Source organism: Flavobacterium praedii (assembly GCF_026810365.1).
GTDB classification, from domain to species: Bacteria; Bacteroidota; Bacteroidia; order Flavobacteriales; family Flavobacteriaceae; genus Flavobacterium; species Flavobacterium praedii.
The window spans coordinates 994,694-1,013,244 of sequence record NZ_CP113948.1 but is presented as its reverse complement, the minus strand read 5'-3'; the positions used below and the strand labels follow the sequence as shown (position 1 = coordinate 1,013,244).

General features: G+C 34.6%; 17 protein-coding genes. 10 read left to right on the top strand and 7 right to left on the bottom strand.

Annotation, left to right across the window (positions count from 1 at the left end):
• Positions 1–26: 26 nt before the first annotated feature.
• Complete coding sequence (locus OYT91_RS04390; protein ID WP_281239667.1) at positions 27–950, bottom strand: LysR family transcriptional regulator; 924 nt, start codon at positions 948–950, stop codon at positions 27–29.
• Positions 951–1,337: 387 nt separating this feature from the next.
• Here OYT91_RS04390 and OYT91_RS04385 point away from each other — a divergent pair, with 387 nt between their 5' ends.
• The 5 genes from OYT91_RS04385 (at position 1,338) to OYT91_RS04365 (ending at position 5,375) form a co-directional block, all read left to right on the top strand.
• Complete coding sequence (locus tag OYT91_RS04385; RefSeq protein ID WP_281239666.1) at positions 1,338–1,625, top strand: hypothetical protein; 288 nt, start codon at positions 1,338–1,340, stop codon at positions 1,623–1,625.
• Position 1,626: 1 nt separating this feature from the next.
• On the top strand, positions 1,627–2,463 hold the full coding sequence (locus OYT91_RS04380; protein WP_281239665.1) for a DUF6671 family protein: 837 nt from the start codon (positions 1,627–1,629) through the stop codon (positions 2,461–2,463).
• Positions 2,464–2,472: 9 nt separating this feature from the next.
• On the top strand, positions 2,473–3,426 hold the full coding sequence (locus OYT91_RS04375) for an L-threonylcarbamoyladenylate synthase (protein ID WP_281239664.1): 954 nt from the start codon (positions 2,473–2,475) through the stop codon (positions 3,424–3,426).
• A gap of 183 nt (positions 3,427–3,609) precedes the next feature.
• Positions 3,610–4,356 (top strand): carbonic anhydrase family protein, encoded by a 747-nt coding sequence (locus tag OYT91_RS04370; protein ID WP_281239663.1) that lies wholly within the window; start codon positions 3,610–3,612, stop codon positions 4,354–4,356.
• 53 nt (positions 4,357–4,409) lie between these two features.
• On the top strand, positions 4,410–5,375 hold the full coding sequence (locus tag OYT91_RS04365; RefSeq protein WP_281239662.1) for a sodium-dependent bicarbonate transport family permease: 966 nt from the start codon (positions 4,410–4,412) through the stop codon (positions 5,373–5,375).
• Positions 5,376–5,407: 32 nt separating this feature from the next.
• Here the strand turns inward: OYT91_RS04365 and OYT91_RS04360 are convergent, their stop codons facing one another.
• From OYT91_RS04360 to OYT91_RS04340, 5 genes are all read right to left on the bottom strand, one after another.
• Positions 5,408–5,974, bottom strand: a complete 567-nt coding sequence (locus OYT91_RS04360; RefSeq protein ID WP_281239661.1) for a hypothetical protein — start codon at positions 5,972–5,974, stop codon at positions 5,408–5,410.
• 29 nt (positions 5,975–6,003) lie between these two features.
• Positions 6,004–6,474, bottom strand: a complete 471-nt coding sequence (locus OYT91_RS04355; protein ID WP_281239660.1) for a DUF4265 domain-containing protein — start codon at positions 6,472–6,474, stop codon at positions 6,004–6,006.
• Position 6,475: 1 nt separating this feature from the next.
• Positions 6,476–7,348 carry a nucleoside phosphorylase gene (locus tag OYT91_RS04350; protein ID WP_281239659.1) on the bottom strand — a complete coding sequence of 291 codons (873 nt, stop codon included), beginning with the start codon at positions 7,346–7,348 and terminating at the stop codon, positions 6,476–6,478.
• A 108-nt stretch (positions 7,349–7,456) separates the two neighbouring features.
• Positions 7,457–7,786, bottom strand: coding sequence for a translation initiation factor (locus OYT91_RS04345; RefSeq protein WP_269222872.1), 330 nt, complete (start codon positions 7,784–7,786; stop codon positions 7,457–7,459).
• A gap of 96 nt (positions 7,787–7,882) precedes the next feature.
• On the bottom strand, positions 7,883–8,851 hold the full coding sequence (locus OYT91_RS04340; protein ID WP_281239658.1) for an isopenicillin N synthase family dioxygenase: 969 nt from the start codon (positions 8,849–8,851) through the stop codon (positions 7,883–7,885).
• A 170-nt stretch (positions 8,852–9,021) separates the two neighbouring features.
• Between OYT91_RS04340 and OYT91_RS04335 the strand changes: the two genes are divergently transcribed.
• A complete protein-coding gene (locus OYT91_RS04335) occupies positions 9,022–10,998 on the top strand; it encodes an alpha-ketoacid dehydrogenase subunit alpha/beta (RefSeq protein WP_281239657.1) in 1,977 nt (658 codons plus the stop codon).
• 157 nt (positions 10,999–11,155) lie between these two features.
• Here the strand turns inward: OYT91_RS04335 and OYT91_RS04330 are convergent, their stop codons facing one another.
• Positions 11,156–12,856: a putative transporter gene (locus OYT91_RS04330; RefSeq protein ID WP_281239656.1), complete on the bottom strand. Its 1,701-nt coding sequence runs from the start codon at positions 12,854–12,856 to the stop codon at positions 11,156–11,158.
• Between the two features lie 283 nt (positions 12,857–13,139).
• Between OYT91_RS04330 and pckA the strand changes: the two genes are divergently transcribed.
• The 4 genes from pckA (at position 13,140) to hisC (ending at position 18,528) form a co-directional block, all read left to right on the top strand.
• Complete coding sequence (gene pckA / locus OYT91_RS04325) at positions 13,140–14,774, top strand: phosphoenolpyruvate carboxykinase (ATP) (protein ID WP_269222876.1); 1,635 nt, start codon at positions 13,140–13,142, stop codon at positions 14,772–14,774.
• 434 nt (positions 14,775–15,208) lie between these two features.
• On the top strand, positions 15,209–16,066 hold the full coding sequence (hisG, locus tag OYT91_RS04320; RefSeq protein ID WP_281239655.1) for an ATP phosphoribosyltransferase: 858 nt from the start codon (positions 15,209–15,211) through the stop codon (positions 16,064–16,066).
• A gap of 124 nt (positions 16,067–16,190) precedes the next feature.
• Positions 16,191–17,483: a histidinol dehydrogenase gene (hisD, locus tag OYT91_RS04315; protein WP_281239654.1), complete on the top strand. Its 1,293-nt coding sequence runs from the start codon at positions 16,191–16,193 to the stop codon at positions 17,481–17,483.
• A complete protein-coding gene (gene hisC / locus OYT91_RS04310; RefSeq protein ID WP_281239653.1) occupies positions 17,473–18,528 on the top strand; it encodes a histidinol-phosphate transaminase in 1,056 nt (351 codons plus the stop codon). Before hisD ends, hisC begins: the two co-directional genes overlap by 11 nt.
• The last annotated feature ends 23 nt before the right edge of the window (positions 18,529–18,551 follow it).

The following is an 18,551-nucleotide window of genomic DNA, read 5'->3' as shown; positions in this document are numbered from 1 at the left end:
GAATCTCATTATTTTAAAAATATTTTTTAGTATTTTTCGTACCATTCGAACTTATCATGTACGATATTTGATTTTTCTTTTTCAATATAGTTTAAAATTGCTTTTGCAACAGGGGAGTGCTTTTTTCCTTTGAGCCATATTAAACTCCAGTTGGTTGTAATAGGCAATCCTTTAACTGGAATTATTTGCAGTTCATTGTTACTCAGTTCGCTTTTTATTCCAATTAAAGGCATAATTGAATAACCCAAACCAGCTATTAATGCCTGTTTTACGGCTTCGTTTGAGGTGAGTTCCATTTTATTCAATACCGAAATGGCGTTTCTTTCAAAGAAACTAACCATGGTTTGCCTTGTTCCAGAACCTTTTTCCCTAAAAATTAAAGGCAAATTTTCGAAGAAACTTTCTTCCTGATCCTCTTTTTCGATAGTGATATCAGTATTCCCCACTAAATACAGTTTATTTTGAAGCAGGTCTAGTTTTTCTATATTGAGTTTGGAAGGCAAAATGGAAACTAGTGCAAAATCGACCTCATTGTTTTCTAAACTCTCAATAACCCTACTTTTATTTGTTACATCCATCAGCAACTCGATCCCCGAATGTTCTTTCATGAAATCGGCGAGAAAGTAGGGCATCACATATTTACCTGTCGAAACGATTGAAATTTTCAATTTACCAGCCATTTGTCCTTTGTAGGCTAACGTTTTATAGTTGATGGCATGTACTTGGTTTATGATATTCTCGGCTGCCTCGGCAATTTCATAGCCAAAATCGGTGATGTAAATTTTCCTCCCAACCACCTCTGTCAATGGAATGTCAAATTGTTCCTGAAAATTCTTTAACTGTATCGATACCGCGGGCTGGGTTAGATGTAATTCCTCCGATGCCTTTGTTACACTTTGTGTTTTTACTATTTTCAAAAATATCTGGAGTTGATTTAAAGTATAATTCATAAAAAAATCTAATATATTACATTACAAATATAAATAAAAATTAATGAATTTGAATTCGGAGTTTTGTGCTGTTAAATAAAATTTCTAAAATTATTGAGAAAAATATCAATAAAGGTAGGCAAGAGTTTCTTTTAAAAAGTTCCTTTCGAAAATACAAAATACAAAAGATAGACCATAAAAATTAAGCATAAAGTACTTTAAATTAACCTACATAGTATCAAATGAAAACAGTCGAAATTATAATTTTTGCAAGCGCAATATTGACGGTTCTTTTTTTTATAACCACTTTAATGGAAGGAGAGTTTATTTTTCAAAAATTATTTCTTGCGATTTCAATAGTATCGGGACTAAAAAATCTTCAAATTTATAATCATAATAGTATTGCACATGAAAACAACTGAGAAAATTATACTTATAGACGGTAATTTTTCACCAACTGAGGCAAAGGAACTATTGATGGACTTATTCATCAACAAAATCAATTTCCATCAAAAGAAGAACTTCAGTTCACAGGAGCGTTATGGAAAGGAAGACGAAATCGCAATAAGAAGAATTCCCGAACTAAAAGAAAGTGTTGAAGCAATCTCCAGAATAATAACTGAAGGAACAACACAAAACCAGAATATAGTGATAACATCAACGGTTCATATTCGTTTTTCTAATACTGAAGAATAAAATGTTTGCTGGAAGAAAACTGCTAATTGCAACCAAACATGAAAAAGAAAAAGTAATTGCTCCAATTTTAGCAAGGGAATTAGGTGTGAAATGTTTTGTAGTTTCAAATTTTGACACCGATGAACTTGGAACATTTACAGGAGAAATAGATAGGAAAGAGGATCCAATAAACACCGCCAAGAAAAAATGCCTTATGGCTATGGAGTTGACCAATTGTGATATGGCCATAGCAAGCGAAGGTTCTTTTGGCTCACACCCATCCATTTTCTTTGCTCCTGCCGATGATGAGTTTTTATTTTTTATCGACAAAAAAAATAATTTGGAGATTGTTGCCAGAGAGTTAAGTATGGACACCAATTTTAGTGGTGCTGTAATACATAGCAAACAGGAGTTGGATGAATTTGCTGGAAGGGCAAAATTCCCATCACACGCCTTGATTGCCAGGAAATCCATCGATGATTTTATTGAAATAGAAAAAGGCATCAGCGATTGGGGAAAATTAGTGGACGTGTACAATCATTTCATCAAATTATATGGATCAGTTTATATTGAAACCGATATGCGGGCAATGTACAATCCTACCCGTATGAATGTTATTGAAAGTGCTGCCCTAAAATTAGCCGATAAAATCAATTCCTGTTGTCCTAATTGCAATACCCCAGGTTTTGGGGTGACGGATGCCAAACTGGGTCTTCCTTGTGAATGGTGTCGTTTTCCAACCCAATCCACTTTAAGTCATATCTATACCTGCCAAAAATGTTCTTATGTAAAAGAAGAAATGTATCCAAACCAAAAAAAATCTGAAGACCCTACGTATTGCGACAATTGTAATCCTTAAAAAAAATCCATGACAACAACTAATATAACCAAAGCCGCGCAGGCTTTGATAAATGATGAGATAATAGCTATTCCCACCGAAACCGTTTATGGATTGGCCGGAAATGCCTATAGTGAAAATGCTTTGAAAAAAATATTCGAATTAAAAAAGAGACCCTTTTACAACCCATTAATTGTACATATCAAGTCTACCGCATTTTTAGACACGGTTGCCTCTGATATTCCAGACATGGCCTGGAAGCTTGCCAAGGAGTTTTGGCCAGGATCGTTAACGTTAGTTTTGAAAAAACAACCTCACATTCCAGACATCGTCACTGCTGGCAAAGAGACTGTTGCTGTAAGAGTACCGAATCACCCTGTGGCATTAGCGCTTTTGGAACTACTTGAATTTCCGCTGGCAGCACCAAGTGCTAATCCTTTCGGTTGTATAAGTCCTACAACTGCCATGCATGTTTCAAACTATTTCAAAGAGAATTTGGAAATTGTATTGGATGGAGGAGCGTGCCAAAACGGAATAGAATCTACAATAATTGGTTTCGAAAATGATAAACCGATTCTTTACAGGCACGGTTCAATTTCAATAGAAGCTATAGAACGAATCGTGGGAAAGGTGCAAGTCACAACTACTAAAAACAGTACACCCGATGCTCCAGGAATGCTTTCGCGACATTACGCACCAAAAACCAGCACCTATCTTACCGACAATGTACCCGAGTTGATACCATCATTCTCTGGTAAAAAAGTTGGGTTGCTTTTGTTCAAGGATGAAATTACAGGTACCGAAAATATACTTCAAGAAGTGCTCTCCAGAACAGGAGATCTAGCCGAAGCCGCAAAGAATTTATATGCCACAATGCACCGTTTGGACAAAAGCAACTTGGACGTAATCATTGCAGAGCGTTTGCCCAACAAAGGACTTGGTAAATCTATAAATGACCGTTTGGAAAGAGCTATAAAAAAGTAAAGAATGAAATCAATCATACGAAACGCTTCCATTGTAAACGATGGCAGAATAATTAATGCCGAACAAGAATTAAATCGAAATAAAAACATAAAAAATTTTAATGCTTTTAATTAATAATATAAATGAAAATTTATGTTTTTTAGTTCCCACATTTGCAATGTCAAATTTTAAATCAAACAAATTATGAAAATGTTACAAGTTGCAACCTTAGTTTTGTTCCTACAATTGTTTCCATCATGTAAAACGAATTCAAACAAGATTTCAAATGAAAACAATACATCTCACACGGGATCCTATAAACATCAGCATGTGCTGACTAAAGCAGAACAGGATCAATTAACACCCAATCAGGTTTTACTTGAATTCAAAGAAGGCAACCAACGCTTTAAAAGCGGTAACGTAACGCAACGCGAGCATTCAGACGAAATTAGAAAAGTTGCAACGGGAGGTCAACACCCAAAGGCGATGGTTCTAAGTTGTCTCGATAGCAGAGTGCCTGTAGAAGATGTATTTGATCAGGGAATTGGAGATGTATTTGTGGGCAGGGTAGCGGGCAATTTTGTAAACACAGACCTTTTGGGAAGTATGGAATTTGCCTGTAAAGTAGCTGGGGCAAAACTAATATTGGTAATGGGGCATCAACACTGTGGAGCGGTAAAAAGTGCAATAGATGATGTAAAGTTAGGAAACATAACCTCAATGCTCGCAAACATAAAGCCCGCAGTTGAGATGAGCAAAGATTTTCATGGTGAAAAATCATCCAAAAACGAATCCTTTGTCAAAGAAGTTGCCCAAAACAATGTTCGTCATACCATAAGTGAGATTAGGGTAAAAAGCGAAATATTACGAACAATGGAAAGTAAAGGGGAAATCAAAATTGTAGGAGCCTTTTACACATTACGCACAGGAGAACTTGAGTTTATTGAGTAACACTTTTTTAAATTGACAGTAAATAATAAAATAATAAATAAACACAGAATATCATGAACTTAAACCTATTACTCGAGAACCTAACCAATCCAGCATTACTTTTTTTTGTGCTTGGCGTGATTGCAGTACTCCTAAAAAGTGATTTGGAAATACCACCTAATACATCAAAATTTATTTCACTTTACTTGCTGTTTGCTATTGGTTTTAAGGGAGGACAAGAACTGTCGCATGAAGAATTCTCGAGCGAGATTGCCTTGTCCATGCTCTTTGGAATCATGATTTCGATGCTAATACCATTGTACACCTTTTTTATCCTAAAAAGAAAACTCAGTGTTTATGATGCAGGAGCCATTGCGGCGGCCTACGGCTCGGTAAGTGCTGTTACCTTTGTCACGGCGGTTTCCTATCTCGAATCACAGCAATTAACCCTTCATGGACACATGGTCGCTATAATGGCTTTAATGGAGTCACCTGCCATTATCATTGGGCTCGTCCTGATATCTATATTCAATAAAGATCAATCTTCTGATAAAATAAAATTCAGTGCTGTCCTAAAACACTCTTTGACCAATAGTAGTGTATTGTTAATCCTTGGCAGTTTGGTAATCGGCTTTTTGGCGAGTACCAAACAAGCAGAGGGAATCAAACCCTTTACTAATGACCTTTTCAAAGGATTTTTGGCCATTTTTCTTCTGGATATGGGAGTAACAAGTGGTAGAAAACTAAAATCCTTCTTCTCATTCGGATGGTTTCCTTTCCTTTTTGCAATGATTATTCCTTTGGTCAACGGTTGCATATTCGCAGTTTTGAGTTCCTTTGTCACCGATGATATCACCAACCGATTCATCTTTGCCGTATTGGCCGCAAGTGCATCCTATATCGCCGTTCCAGCAGCAATGCAAATTTCGGTACCCAAGTCAAATCCCGGTCTTTATTTGCCCATGGCACTCGCGGTAACATTCCCGGTAAACATCACAATTGGTATGCCAATTTACTATCTAATTGTTCAACACTTCTAATAATAAATTATATTTAAAAAATAAAAATAATTTTATAAATATTGTTGTGATAAATAAGTAATACAATGTTCTCGAATCGCCCACAATTGTTCAAAAGTGATAGTAGCATTTGAGTCCGACAACCATTTTTTGATGAAATTTTTATGGAATTTGATTTTGAACTCTCCAACTTGGTAGGGTTCAATTTCAATTTCTTCCAATAAATCCTTTTCGATTTTAGCAAAATTCGATTTGGGAGTTGTACAATCAATACGATTTTTATCAATTTTCAAGTAACAATGGGCTTCAGGAATGAAATCAATACTGTTATCAGAGAGAATAGTTCCAATTTTAGTATTGATTTCGTTCATTTTATAAATTCCAATAATGAGTTTTACGTTTGGAATTTTATTTAGGTTGGCAATTTCTTTCAAAAAAGCATGCTTGGAACTGCAAGTGCCTTTGTTTTCTTTTAAAATTAATGACAAATCTTCACGGTTGGCGTTTCGGCCGTAGGGAATATTTTTAACGTAAATCAATAAATCGTCCCAAGTATCAATTCCTAAATTTTGAATTTGTTGGGTTAATAAATCGGAAGATTTGAAAATTGTTTTAATCATTTACATTGCCTTTAAATCTGATATAAAAACTATTTCAATAAATCATCACTGTGTTTTTTGGACAAACAGGGTTCCGCAAAATCTAATACTTCTAATTCAGAATATTCATTTAAAAAATGTTTTACTACAACATAATCAACCTCTTTTTTAATTTCAACAACAAAATACTTTTCATTAAATCCTTCAGACCGACAATTCATTACTTTGAGTTTTTCTCTAATAATTTCCTTATCATAATTGTCTTTTAAAATCACAACTTGAATAATCGAATTCCCAGAAATTGAAATCGTTTCTTTATATACAATGGCTTCTTCATTTTCATCGTATTTAGCATAGAAAATATCTTCTGTTGCAATAAGTGGCCCATAGAAAGGAACGTTATCTAATTTAAAGATTCCTTTTTCCAAATCAATTATTTGTGACCAAATGGTTTCAACTACTTCTTCATCTAAAATAGCACTATGAAATCGGAATAAAATTTTTGAGTGAGTTTCTGCCATTTTATTGCTCTGCCAATTTATCCAGAGTATAGGCAATCAATTCATCTACAGCTTTGTATGGATCACTGCTAAAAGTTCCGTTGGCGCGATTGGCAATAAGAGCATTCAATGACAAAGCCTGATGTCCTAAAAGTGCCGAAAGTCCATAAATAGCAGACGTTTCCATCTCGAGATTGGTTATTCTGGTTCCTTCAAATTGGAAATTATCCATTTTGGAATTTAAGGTTGGGTCTTTAATATTTAAACGTAAAACGCGACCTTGTGGTCCGTAAAAACCACCTGCAGTTGCCGTGATTCCTTTGAATATTACATTACTTTCTATTCTTTTTTCTAATACCGATGAACAAGGAATTACTGTTGGTCTACCTTTTAGTAAGTCCCAATTGGTGTGTTCAATAAATGCATTTTCCATTTCACTATTAGAAACAGCATCAATCAAATAGGAGCGGAGCATATTGTCTAGTCCTAAGCCAAATTGTGCCATCACAAAACTATCTACAGGAATATCGGCATGCAAAGAACCTGATGTCCCAATACGAATAATGTTTAATGAAGTTAATTTTTCTTTTGGTTTTCGAGTTTCCAAATCAATATTAACAAGTGCATCCAATTCATTGATCACAATGTCAATATTATCAGGCCCAATTCCAGTAGACATCACCGTTAAGCGTTTGCCCTTATATATTCCTGTTTGGGTTTTGAATTCTCTTTTTTGAGTCGAAAATTCAATGGAATCAAAGTGTTTGGTAATTTTTGCCACTCGATCTTGATCTCCCACAAAAATAATGTCGTGGGCAATGTTTTCGGGTTTTAAGTTAAGATGATACACACTCCCATCAGGATTGAGTATTAATTCGGATTGTTGAATAGCCATAGTTAATCCCCCTTACCCCCAAAGGGGGAACTCCTATTAGGGGTAAATAGGTTTAATTTGATTTTTAGTTTATCAGGCTTAATATTCCCCCTTCGGGGGTTAGGGGGCTTATCCCCCTACACGTTTTACTTTAAAGCCTTTTTCTTTTAAAATAATCATTATTTTATCACGATAATCACCTTGAATGATAATAGAATCATCTTTGAAAGTCCCGCCAACACTTAATTTGGTTTTGATTTCTTTGGCCAGAATTTTAAAATCCTCGTCGGTTCCTTCATAACCTTCAATTATAGTAGTCGCTTTGCCTTTTCTTTTTTCGAATTTGCAAATCATAGGCACTTTTTGAACGTATAATTCATGCGCTTCTTTTTCGATTACTTCTTCTGGACCCATTTCATGATCCGGAAAAAGATTTTTCAATTGGTCTTGTAAATCCATAAATTTTTTATTCTAAAAATAAAACTCAACTTGTAAAAATTAAAAACCAAATTCCAAAAGTGTACCATTGGAATTTGGTTTTTGAAATAGTCTCTTTTACTCGCCCTTCGGGGGCTGAGGGGCAATTAAACCTAAGTCAACTAAACGTTCATATAAATAGTCTCCTGCGGTAATATCCTCGAATTTTTTAGGATTTTCGGCATCAATGCAATTTTCTAAACAATTTAATTTCATGTCACTTACGGGGTGCATAAAAAACGGAATAGAATAACGGGATGTACCCCATAATTCTCTTGGGGGATTCACCACCTGATGGATCGTAGATTTCAGTTTATTATTGGTATGACGGGATAACATATCACCCACATTAATGACCAATTCATCTGGTTCAGCAACTGCATCAATCCAATCTCCATTGTGATTTTGAACTTGCAAGCCTTTGCCTTGAGCACCCATCAACAAAGTAATTAGGTTGATGTCACCATGAGCAGCTGCACGTATGGCATTCTCCGGCTCTGATGTAATAGGAGGGTAGTGAATAGGTCTTAGGATTGAATTTCCGTCTTTGGCAAATTCGTCAAAATAGAATTCATTCAATCCAAGATGCAAAGCCAAAGCTCTCAATACATAAACACCCGTTTTCTCTAGCATTTGATAAGCTTCTTTACCTACAATATTAAAACGTGGCAATTCTTTTACTTCAACATTATCTGGATATTCTGAAGCATATTTGGAATCTTCATCCACATATTGTCCAAAATGCCAAAACTCTTTCAAATCTCCTTCTTTACGGCCTTTGGCATGTTCTTTTCCAAAAGAAACATAACCTCTTTGCCCGCCAATTCCAGGAATTTCGTAGTTGTGTTTTGTGTCTAATGGCAACGAAAAGAAATTTCGAATTTCACCATACAATTCATCAACCAATTGATCGTTTAAAAAATGCCCTTTGAGCGCTACGAAGCCTATATCTTCGAATGCACTACCGATTTCATTTACAAATTTTTGTTTACGTTTCGGGTCGTCCGAAAGGAAATCACGCAAGTTAACACTAGGAATGTTTTGCATATTATGTCTGTATTTTATACTTTAGAAGTCTAAAACTTCGTAACGACAAATATAAAGAATAAAACAGATAACTCTTTTCATTAATTATTCATAATTCAAAATATTATAACAATTAACATTGAAACTGTTATATTTATTTATCTTTGAATTGTATCAATAAACCCCTAAAAATGAATTTCGATAAAAAAAACCTATCCAACGATACCTTACTAAATTTATATAAAAGAATTTTGAAACCAAGATTGGTAGAGGAAAAAATGTTAATCCTCATCAGACAAGGAAAAGTGTCCAAATGGTTTTCCGGAATCGGGCAAGAAGCTATTTCTGTTGGAATTACAGCAGCTTTGGATACAGATGAATACATTTTACCCATGCACCGCAATTTAGGTGTATTTACAGGAAGAGATATTCCCTTGCAACGTCTTTTTTCACAATGGCAAGGCAAAGCCAATGGTTTCACCAAAGGAAGAGACCGAAGTTTTCACTTTGGAACGCAAGAATATAAAATTATCGGAATGATTTCGCATCTGGGACCTCAACTGGGGGTTGCAGACGGAATAGCATTAGCCAATAAATTAAAACAAAACGGAAAAGTAACAGCTGTTTTTACCGGAGAAGGCGCCACAAGCGAAGGTGATTTTCATGAAGCTTTGAATATTGCGGCGGTTTGGGATTTACCAGTTCTATTTATCATCGAAAATAATGGATATGGTTTATCAACACCAACAAACGAACAATACCGTTGTGAAAATCTAGCCGATAAAGGAATAGGCTACGGTATCGAAAGTCATATTGTTGACGGGAATAATATTTTGGACGTTTTTAATTTAATTACCGAACTAAAAATAGCTATGACTGAAAATCCTCGCCCCATTTTATTGGAATTCAAAACCTTTAGAATGCGAGGCCATGAAGAGGCTAGTGGCACAAAATATGTCCCCAAAGAGTTAATGGATTTATGGGCCGCAAAAGACCCAGTAGACAATTACAGAAGCTATTTGTATCAAAATGATATTCTGACAAAAGAATATGATGATGAAATTCAACATGAAATCAAAAAAGACATTGATGAAAGTTGGGCCATGGCCAATGCCGAACCCGAAATAGGAGCTACTTATGAAGAAGAATTAAACGATGTTTATAAACCGTATATTCACGAAGAATTTCAACCTAATTCGGAAACAGAAAATATCCGTTTTATAGATGCTATTTCCAACAGTTTACGCCAATCAATGGAACGACACGAAAAATCGGTTATCATGGGACAAGATATTGCCGAATATGGTGGTGCTTTCAAAATAACAGATGGTTTTGTGGAGCAATTTGGCAAAGAGCGCGTTCGAAATACACCCATTTGCGAAAGTGCAGTGATATCAACTGCTATGGGATTGTCCATTAACGGTTACAAAGCGATTGTCGAAATGCAATTTGCAGATTTTGTTTCGACAGGATTTAATCCAATAGTAAATTTATTGGCAAAATCACATTACCGTTGGTTGGAGAAAGCCGATGTTGTGGTTCGAATGCCTTGCGGTGCTGGAACACAAGCAGGGCCTTTTCACTCCCAAACCAATGAAGCTTGGTTTACCAAAACACCGGGATTAAAAGTCGTTTATCCTGCCTTTCCGTATGATGTAAAAGGTTTGCTGAATGCCTCCATCAATGATCCAAATCCTGTATTGTTCTTCGAACACAAACAATTGTACCGAAGTTTTTCTCAAGATGTTCCAACAAATTATTATACCATTCCTTTGGGGAAAGCGGCCTTACTCAAAGAAGGAAATGATGTCACGATTATTTCTTTTGGAGCAGCGGTACATTGGGCTTTGGAAACTTTAGATAAAAACCCTGAAATAAAAGCAGATGTATTGGATTTAAGAACGCTTCAACCTTTGGATACTGAAGCTATTTATGCATCGGTTAAGAAAACGGGAAGGGTCATCATTTACCAAGAAGATTCTATGTTTGGCGGCGTTGCCAGCGATATTTCGGCATTGATAATGGAAAATTGTTTTGAATTCTTGGATGCTCCTGTAAAACGTGTGGCCAGTTTGGATTCTCCTATTCCGTTTACAAAGGCACTCGAAGATCAATATTTGCCGAAAGGGCGATTTGAAACCGAATTAAAAGCGCTTTTGGAGTATTAAAAAATTTTTTAACCATTAAGATATTAAGTTTATTAAGGAAGACTTCAAGACTTAATTTTCTTAATATCTTAATGGTTCAAATCAATTGTATATTAAAAAGAGGCTGTCTATTTAAATTTAGACAGCCTCTTTTTAATTGAAATAAATAGTTACAACATCAACTCGCAAAGAGTAAAATAAGCAATTGTGCAACCAAAATTCTACTAATGGTAACCAAAGGATAAACCGTTGCATACGATTGATTTGGGATATCCGAATCTAAATATTTGGTGCTAAAAGCCAAAGCAGCTGGATCCGTATAAGAACCACTCATAATACCCACCATTTGATAAAAATTAAGTTTGAACACAAAACGACTTATCAAAACCAATATTGTTAATGGTATAAAAGTAATGTAACAACCATAATAAATCCACATCCATCCATCATTTGCTATAAAATTATCATAAAAACCATGTCCTGCTTTAATCCCTACGGCAGCAAAGAACAAACAAATACCAAAATCTTTCATGAAGTGAATTGCACCATTATTGATATACGAATGAATAACTCCAACACCACCATATCTACTGATAAATAAAGCGGCCAAAAGAGGTCCTGCAGCTAATCCTAATTTTAAAGGAACAGGCAAAGAAGGAATCATAATTGGAATTGAACCAATAATAACTCCAAAAATCAATCCCCCAAAAAGAGAAAGAAAATCAGGTTCCAAAAGTATCTTTTTAGAATTTCCAATAATATTTTCAGCCTCCTGAATAGCTTCTTTGCCACCTACTACCAATAAAGTATCGCCATAATAAAGTTCTAAAGTAGGTTGAGCTAAAATTTCTAATCCAGAACGCACAACGCGAGTTACTTTCAATCCAAATTGATTGTACAAATCCAATTGTGCCAATGTTTTATGAGTAGCTGTTTTTTTGGTTACACTAAGTATTTTGGTAGTAATATCATCTTCAGACTCAATAAATAAATCTGTAGAAACTTTTCCAACAATATCAATGAATTTATTAATGTCTTTTTGTTTGGCCACTACCATCAAAACGTCTTTATCTTTTATTGTCGAATCTAATGAAGGAGAAAATACTACTTTAGTTCCACTTTGTTTTTGTCTGGAAATAATCACATCATCAATATGAAACTCCTTCAATATTTGACGGATTGTTTTTCCAACAACTTCAGGTTTTGTTACTCTACATTTTTGACGAACGATTTGATTTTCATGATCTTTATTTTTTTCTTTAAGCAACACTACTTCTTTTTTTAAATCAATTTTCAAAACGTTTTTTGCCAAAATTATAATCATAATTATCCCAAATACACCGATCGGATAAGTAATAGCATAAGCAACAGCAGGATCCGCAAAATGGTCTGAAGGGAAATTGAGTTGTTTTTGAATTTCAATAAGAGTGGATTTTGCAGCTCCTAATCCTGGTGTATTAGTAACGGAACCTGACATTAATCCAACAGCATTTTCAATTTTAACGCTGGCAAATAAGTGAATTAAATAGGTGATAATTCCTCCTAAAAAAACAGTTCCCACTCCCAAAGCATTAAAAATTAATCCTTCTTTTTTGAAAGAAGAAAAGAAAGTTGGCCCTACTTGAATACCAATTCCATAAACAAAAAGAATTAAACCAAACTCTCGTACAAATTGAATTAATTCTGCTTCCATACTAAAGCCAAGATGCCCTAGAAAAAGACCTACGAACATTACCGCGGAAACACCAAGCGAAACGCTACCGATTCTAAGTTTACCCGCAAAAAAACCTACACTTATAGTCAAAAATAATACAATTAATGACTGAGTCATCTCCGGTGTTTCGGTCGGAGTAAACAATAATTTAAACCATTCAAACATATTTTATAGTATTTTAGTTGTAAATAATAGTGTAAATAAATTGAAAAATTTGCTAATTTTATATGATAAAAGTCAGTTTTGTTTTATTTTGTTTCTAAGAATCAAATTGTTAACCAATTCATTTGAGTTATAAAAAACCTTTGTAAACCCTTGTAAAACAAGACGAAAGCGAAAACGTTTGCGTATATTTTTTTACTAAACATGATAAAAATCAGCTTTTTTCCTTATTTACTAAAGTACCTTTGAGAAAGAAAATAACACATCAAATTATAAATAACAAATCATGAAAAACATTAAAATTATTCAGGAATTACACAACTTAGGAATCACAGGATACCATGAAGTAGTTTATAACCCATCTTATGAAGAATTATACCAAGCAGAAGTTTCTCATAAAAGAAAAGGGTATGAAAAAGGAGCGTTAACTGATACTGGTTCTGTAGCTGTAAAAACCGGAATTTTCACTGGTCGTTCTCCTAAAGATAGATATATTGTTAAAGATGATGTAACAAAAGATACAATTTGCTGGGATAAAGAAAGTGGAATTAGTTCTCCTAACTATCCTACAACTAAAGCAATTTGGGATGAATTAAAAGCTTTAACATTAGAACAACTTTCAACTTCACCTAAACTATATGTTGTTGATGCATTTTGTGGTACAAATGCGGATACAAGACTTAAAGTTCGTTTCGTAATGGAAGTGGCTTGGCAAGCACATTTTGTTACAAATATGTTTATCAGACCTTCTATCTATGAATTGGAAAACTTTGGTGAGCCAGATTTCATTGTAATGAATGGTTCAAAAGCAACTAATCCAAACTGGAAAGAACAAGGATTAAATTCAGAAAACTTCGTTTTATTTAATCTTACTGAAAAAATCCAAATTATTGGTGGAACTTGGTACGGTGGAGAAATGAAAAAAGGAATGTTCGCAATGATGAACTACTACTTGCCTTTAAAAGGAATGGCTTCAATGCACTGTTCAGCTAACGTAGGTGAAAAAGGAGATGTAGCAGTATTCTTTGGACTTTCTGGAACAGGAAAAACTACTTTATCTGCAGATCCAAAACGTTACTTAATTGGAGATGACGAACATGGATGGGATAACAATGGTGTATTCAACTATGAAGGTGGATGTTATGCAAAAGTAATTGACTTGAGCGAAAACAATGAACCAGACATCTGGAGAGCAATCAAAAGAGATGCATTATTAGAGAATGTAATTGTTGATGAGTATGGAGAAATCGACTATTACGATCATTCAATTACTGAAAACTCTAGAGTTTCTTACCCAATTCACCATATTAACAAAATTGTATTGCCTTCAAAAGCAGGACACGCAAGCAAAATTATCTATCTTTCTGCTGATGCATTTGGAGTATTGCCTCCAGTATCTATATTGACTGATGATCAAGCTCAATACCACTTCTTATGTGGATACACTTCTAAATTAGCAGGAACTGAAAGAGGAATTACTGCTCCAGAACCATCTTTCTCTCCAGCATTTGGTGAAGCATTCTTAACATTACACCCAACAATGTATTCTAAAACATTAATTGGTAAAATGAAAGAACACAATGCAAAAGCATACTTAGTTAACACAGGATGGAATGGAACTGGAAAAAGAATTTCATTAAAAAACACTAGAGCAATAATTGATGCAATTATTAGTGGTGAAATTGAAAATGCACCTACAATTGACATTCCATTCTTAAACTTGACGATTCCAACTGAATTACCAAAAGTAAGCGAAGGAATCCTTGACCCAAGAGATACTTATGCTGATAAAGAAGAATGGGCAAGCAAAGCAAGAGATTTAACTTCTCGTTACATCAAATACTTTGAACAATATACAGATACTGAAGAAGGAAAACGTTTAGTCGCTGCTGGACCTTCTTTGGAAGCTGTTTTAAATTAGTAAATTACTAATAATTATTTAGGATTGGTTAAACACCTGTTGGTAATATGTAAAATAGTACTAATAGGTGTTTAACATTTTTAAACAACCATGATTTTTTACAATATTTAATTACTTTTCACTATTTTATCATATTTATTGCCTAAGCATATTTAATTTAACAAATAATTATCGAAACGTTAAAATAAAAATTGGATTGTAATTGATTTATCCTCTATATTTGCAAAAGAAACAAAGAGTTATCTAATATTATAAAGTTATGTTATCAATTCAATTACATCATCATCATTCTCATAATTGCTCTCAAGCGATGTGTTAATGGTATGCGTGTAAATCACAATAATCTAAACCCGTTTGAGTACATCAAACGGGTTTTTTATTGCCTATTCTTTGTACTCAAGCTTTAATCTAAACAAAAAACTAAAAAAACTAAAATGAGTACACTTAAAATTGCCATTCAAAAATCAGGTCGTTTAAACGAAGAAAGCATTCAAATCCTTAAAGATGCAGGTATCTCTATCGATAATGGTATAGACCAATTAAAAGCAGAAGCTTCTAATTTTCCTTTGGAGGTTTTGTATTTACGAAATTCGGATATACCTCAATATTTAATTGATGGAGTCGTAGACATAGCTATTGTTGGAGATAATTTATTGGTTGAAAAAGGAAAAAAAATTGAAGTAATTCAAAAATTAGGTTTTTCAAAATGCAAAGTTTCGGTAGCAGTTCCAAAAACATTCGATTACAAATCCGTAAAAGATTTAGAAGGAATGCGAATTGCAACTTCTTATCCAAACACGGTAATTGATTTTTTTAATTCTAAAGGAGTAACAGTTGATATTCACCAAATATCAGGTTCAGTAGAAATTGCTCCAAATATAGGTCTGGCAGATGCAATTGTCGATATTGTATCTAGCGGAAGCACTTTATTCAAAAATAATTTGAAAGAAGTTGAGGTTATTTTTAAAAGTGAAGCGGTATTAGCTGTTTCTCCAAAAGTAAGCCCTGAATCTCAAAAAATAATAGACACCTTAAAATTCAGAATAGAATCGGTTTTACGAGCACGAAAATCAAAATACATATTGATGAATATTCCAAATGACAAAATTGAGGCAGTCGGAAAAATTCTACCTGTATTGCGAAGTTTAACCGTTTTGCCATTGGCCGAAGAAGGCTGGAGCAGTGTGCACTCGGTAATTGACAAAGACACTTTTTGGGAAGTAATAGACCAACTAAAAGAGGTTGGCGCAGAAGGAATTCTAGTTTGCCCAATTGAGAAAATGGTACTGTAAGCCCCCTAACCCCCGAAGGGGGAATTCTCTAGAAGTCTAGAAATTTAAAAAAAAATTGAAAAACATTAAAAATACAGGCAACCTCTCTTGTAGCAATTCCTCCTTTGGGGGCTAGGGGGCTAAAATGAATAAAATATACAATCCAAAACCAGAAACTTGGTCAACCCTTTTAGAAAGACCAACCAAAACAGTTGATGATATCGAGGTAACTGTCAAAGGAATTTTCAAGGAAGTACAATCCAAAGGGGATATTGCTGTGGCAAAATATACTTCTCTTTTTGATGGCGTTTCAGTTCCAAATTTAGAAGTTTCTCAAAGTGAAATTGCAACTGCCATCGCAACAATTTCTGATGAATTAAAACAAGCCATTCAATTGGCAAAGTCAAATATTGAAAAATTTCACGCAGCCCAAAAAACGAATCGAGTTACAGTAGAAACTATTGAAGGTGTAAATTGCTGGCAGGAAAAAAGACCAATCCAAAAAATTGGTTTATACATTCCAGGGGGAACCGCTCCTTTATTTTCAACCGTATTGATGTTGGCGGTACCCGCAAATCTTGCTGGATGTAGCGAAATCGTGTTGTGTTCGCCTCCAGACAAAAAAGGAAACATCAATCCAGCTATTTTATATGCCGCGTATTTATGTGGTGTTACCAAAATTCTAAAAGTGGGAGGTATTCAAGCCATCGCTGGAATGACTTTTGGTACAGAATTAATTCCGAAAGTGTATAAAATATTTGGTCCCGGAAACCAATTTGTAACGGTGGCTAAACAATTGGCTACTCAGTTTGGTGTCGCTATCGATATGCCAGCTGGTCCATCAGAATTATTGATTGTGGCTGACGATACTGCAGTTCCTGCTTTTATTGCTTCCGATCTATTGTCTCAAGCCGAACACGGAACAGACAGCCAAGTGATTTTAGTATCGACTTCAAAAACATTGATTGACGCTGTCGAACTGGAAATTTACTCTCAAATGGAGGTTTTACCTCGAAAAGTCATTGCAGAAAAAGCTATTGCCAATTCAAAATTGATTTTTGTCGAAAATGATGTAGTCGCTTTAGAATTAATTAATGAATATGGCCCAGAACATTTTATCATTTGCACCAAAGACGAAGCTTTTTACGTTGATAATATTGCCAATGCCGGTTCTGTTTTCATCGGAAATTATACTCCAGAAAGTGCTGGTGATTACGCTTCAGGAACCAATCACACCTTACCAACGAATGGTTATGCCAAAAATTATAGCGGTGTAAATCTAGACAGTTTTACCAAATCGATGACTTTTCAAAAAATCAGCGCAGTTGGAATACAAAATATTGGTTCGGCTATTGAAATTATGGCTGAAGCCGAGGAATTACAGGCCCACAAAAATGCAGTTACTTTACGATTAAAAGCCCTTGAAAATGATAAATAGTTTTAATTTAGATAGTTTAGTTCGTGACAACGTCAAGGTTTTAAAGCCTTATTCGTCGGCAAGAGATGAATTTGAGGATTTTGACACCGCCGAAATGGTTTTTTTGGATGCCAATGAAAATCCGTTCAATAATGGTGTAAATCGGTATCCTGACCCACAACAAGCTTCTGTAAAAAGTATTCTTGCCAAACAAAACAACGTAAATACAAACCAAATGCTGCTAGGAAACGGTAGTGATGAGGTATTGGACTTAATTTTTAGAGCGTTTTGTGAGCCAAAAGTGGATAATGTGATTACGTTACCACCTACATATGGAATGTACGGCGTTTTGGCTAATATCAATGCGGTAGAAAATAGAGAAGTATTGCTTTCCACGGATTTTCAGCCTCAAATTGAAAAAATATTTAAGGCAATTGATGATAATACGAAAATGATCTTTTTGTGTTCTCCCAATAACCCAACAGGAAATTCATTTTCGGAAGAAAGCGTAATGACTTTATTAGAGCATTTTAATGGTTTGATAGTGATTGATGAAGCGTATATCGATTTTTCGGAAAAAGAAAGTTGGTTGCAAAAACTGGAGCAATATCCTAATTTAATCATCACACAAACACTTTCAAAAGCATACGGTTTGGCGGGAATCCGATTGGGAATTTGTTATGCTTCCGCTCAAATAATTGCCGTTTTAAATAAAATAAAACCACCTTATAATGTAAACGAGTTATCTCAGAAAAGAGCTTTGGAAAGATTGGATAATACCGATGAAATACAATCTGAAATCAAATCAATAATAAAGCAAAGAGAGGAATTACTTAAAGTATTACTTGATATAAAATATGTTGAAAAAATCTATCCAACTGAAGCCAATTTTATATTGATTAAAGTGGATGATGCCAACAAAAGATACGATAATTTGATAGCCAAAGGAATCGTAATCCGCAACAGAACAACGCAGCCTTTATGCGAAAATTGTTTGCGTTTGACTATTGGAACAGAGGAAGAAAATAAAAAATTAATCAATGCAATAACTCTTTCAGGGTTTTAAACCCTGAAAGAGTTAAATTAATA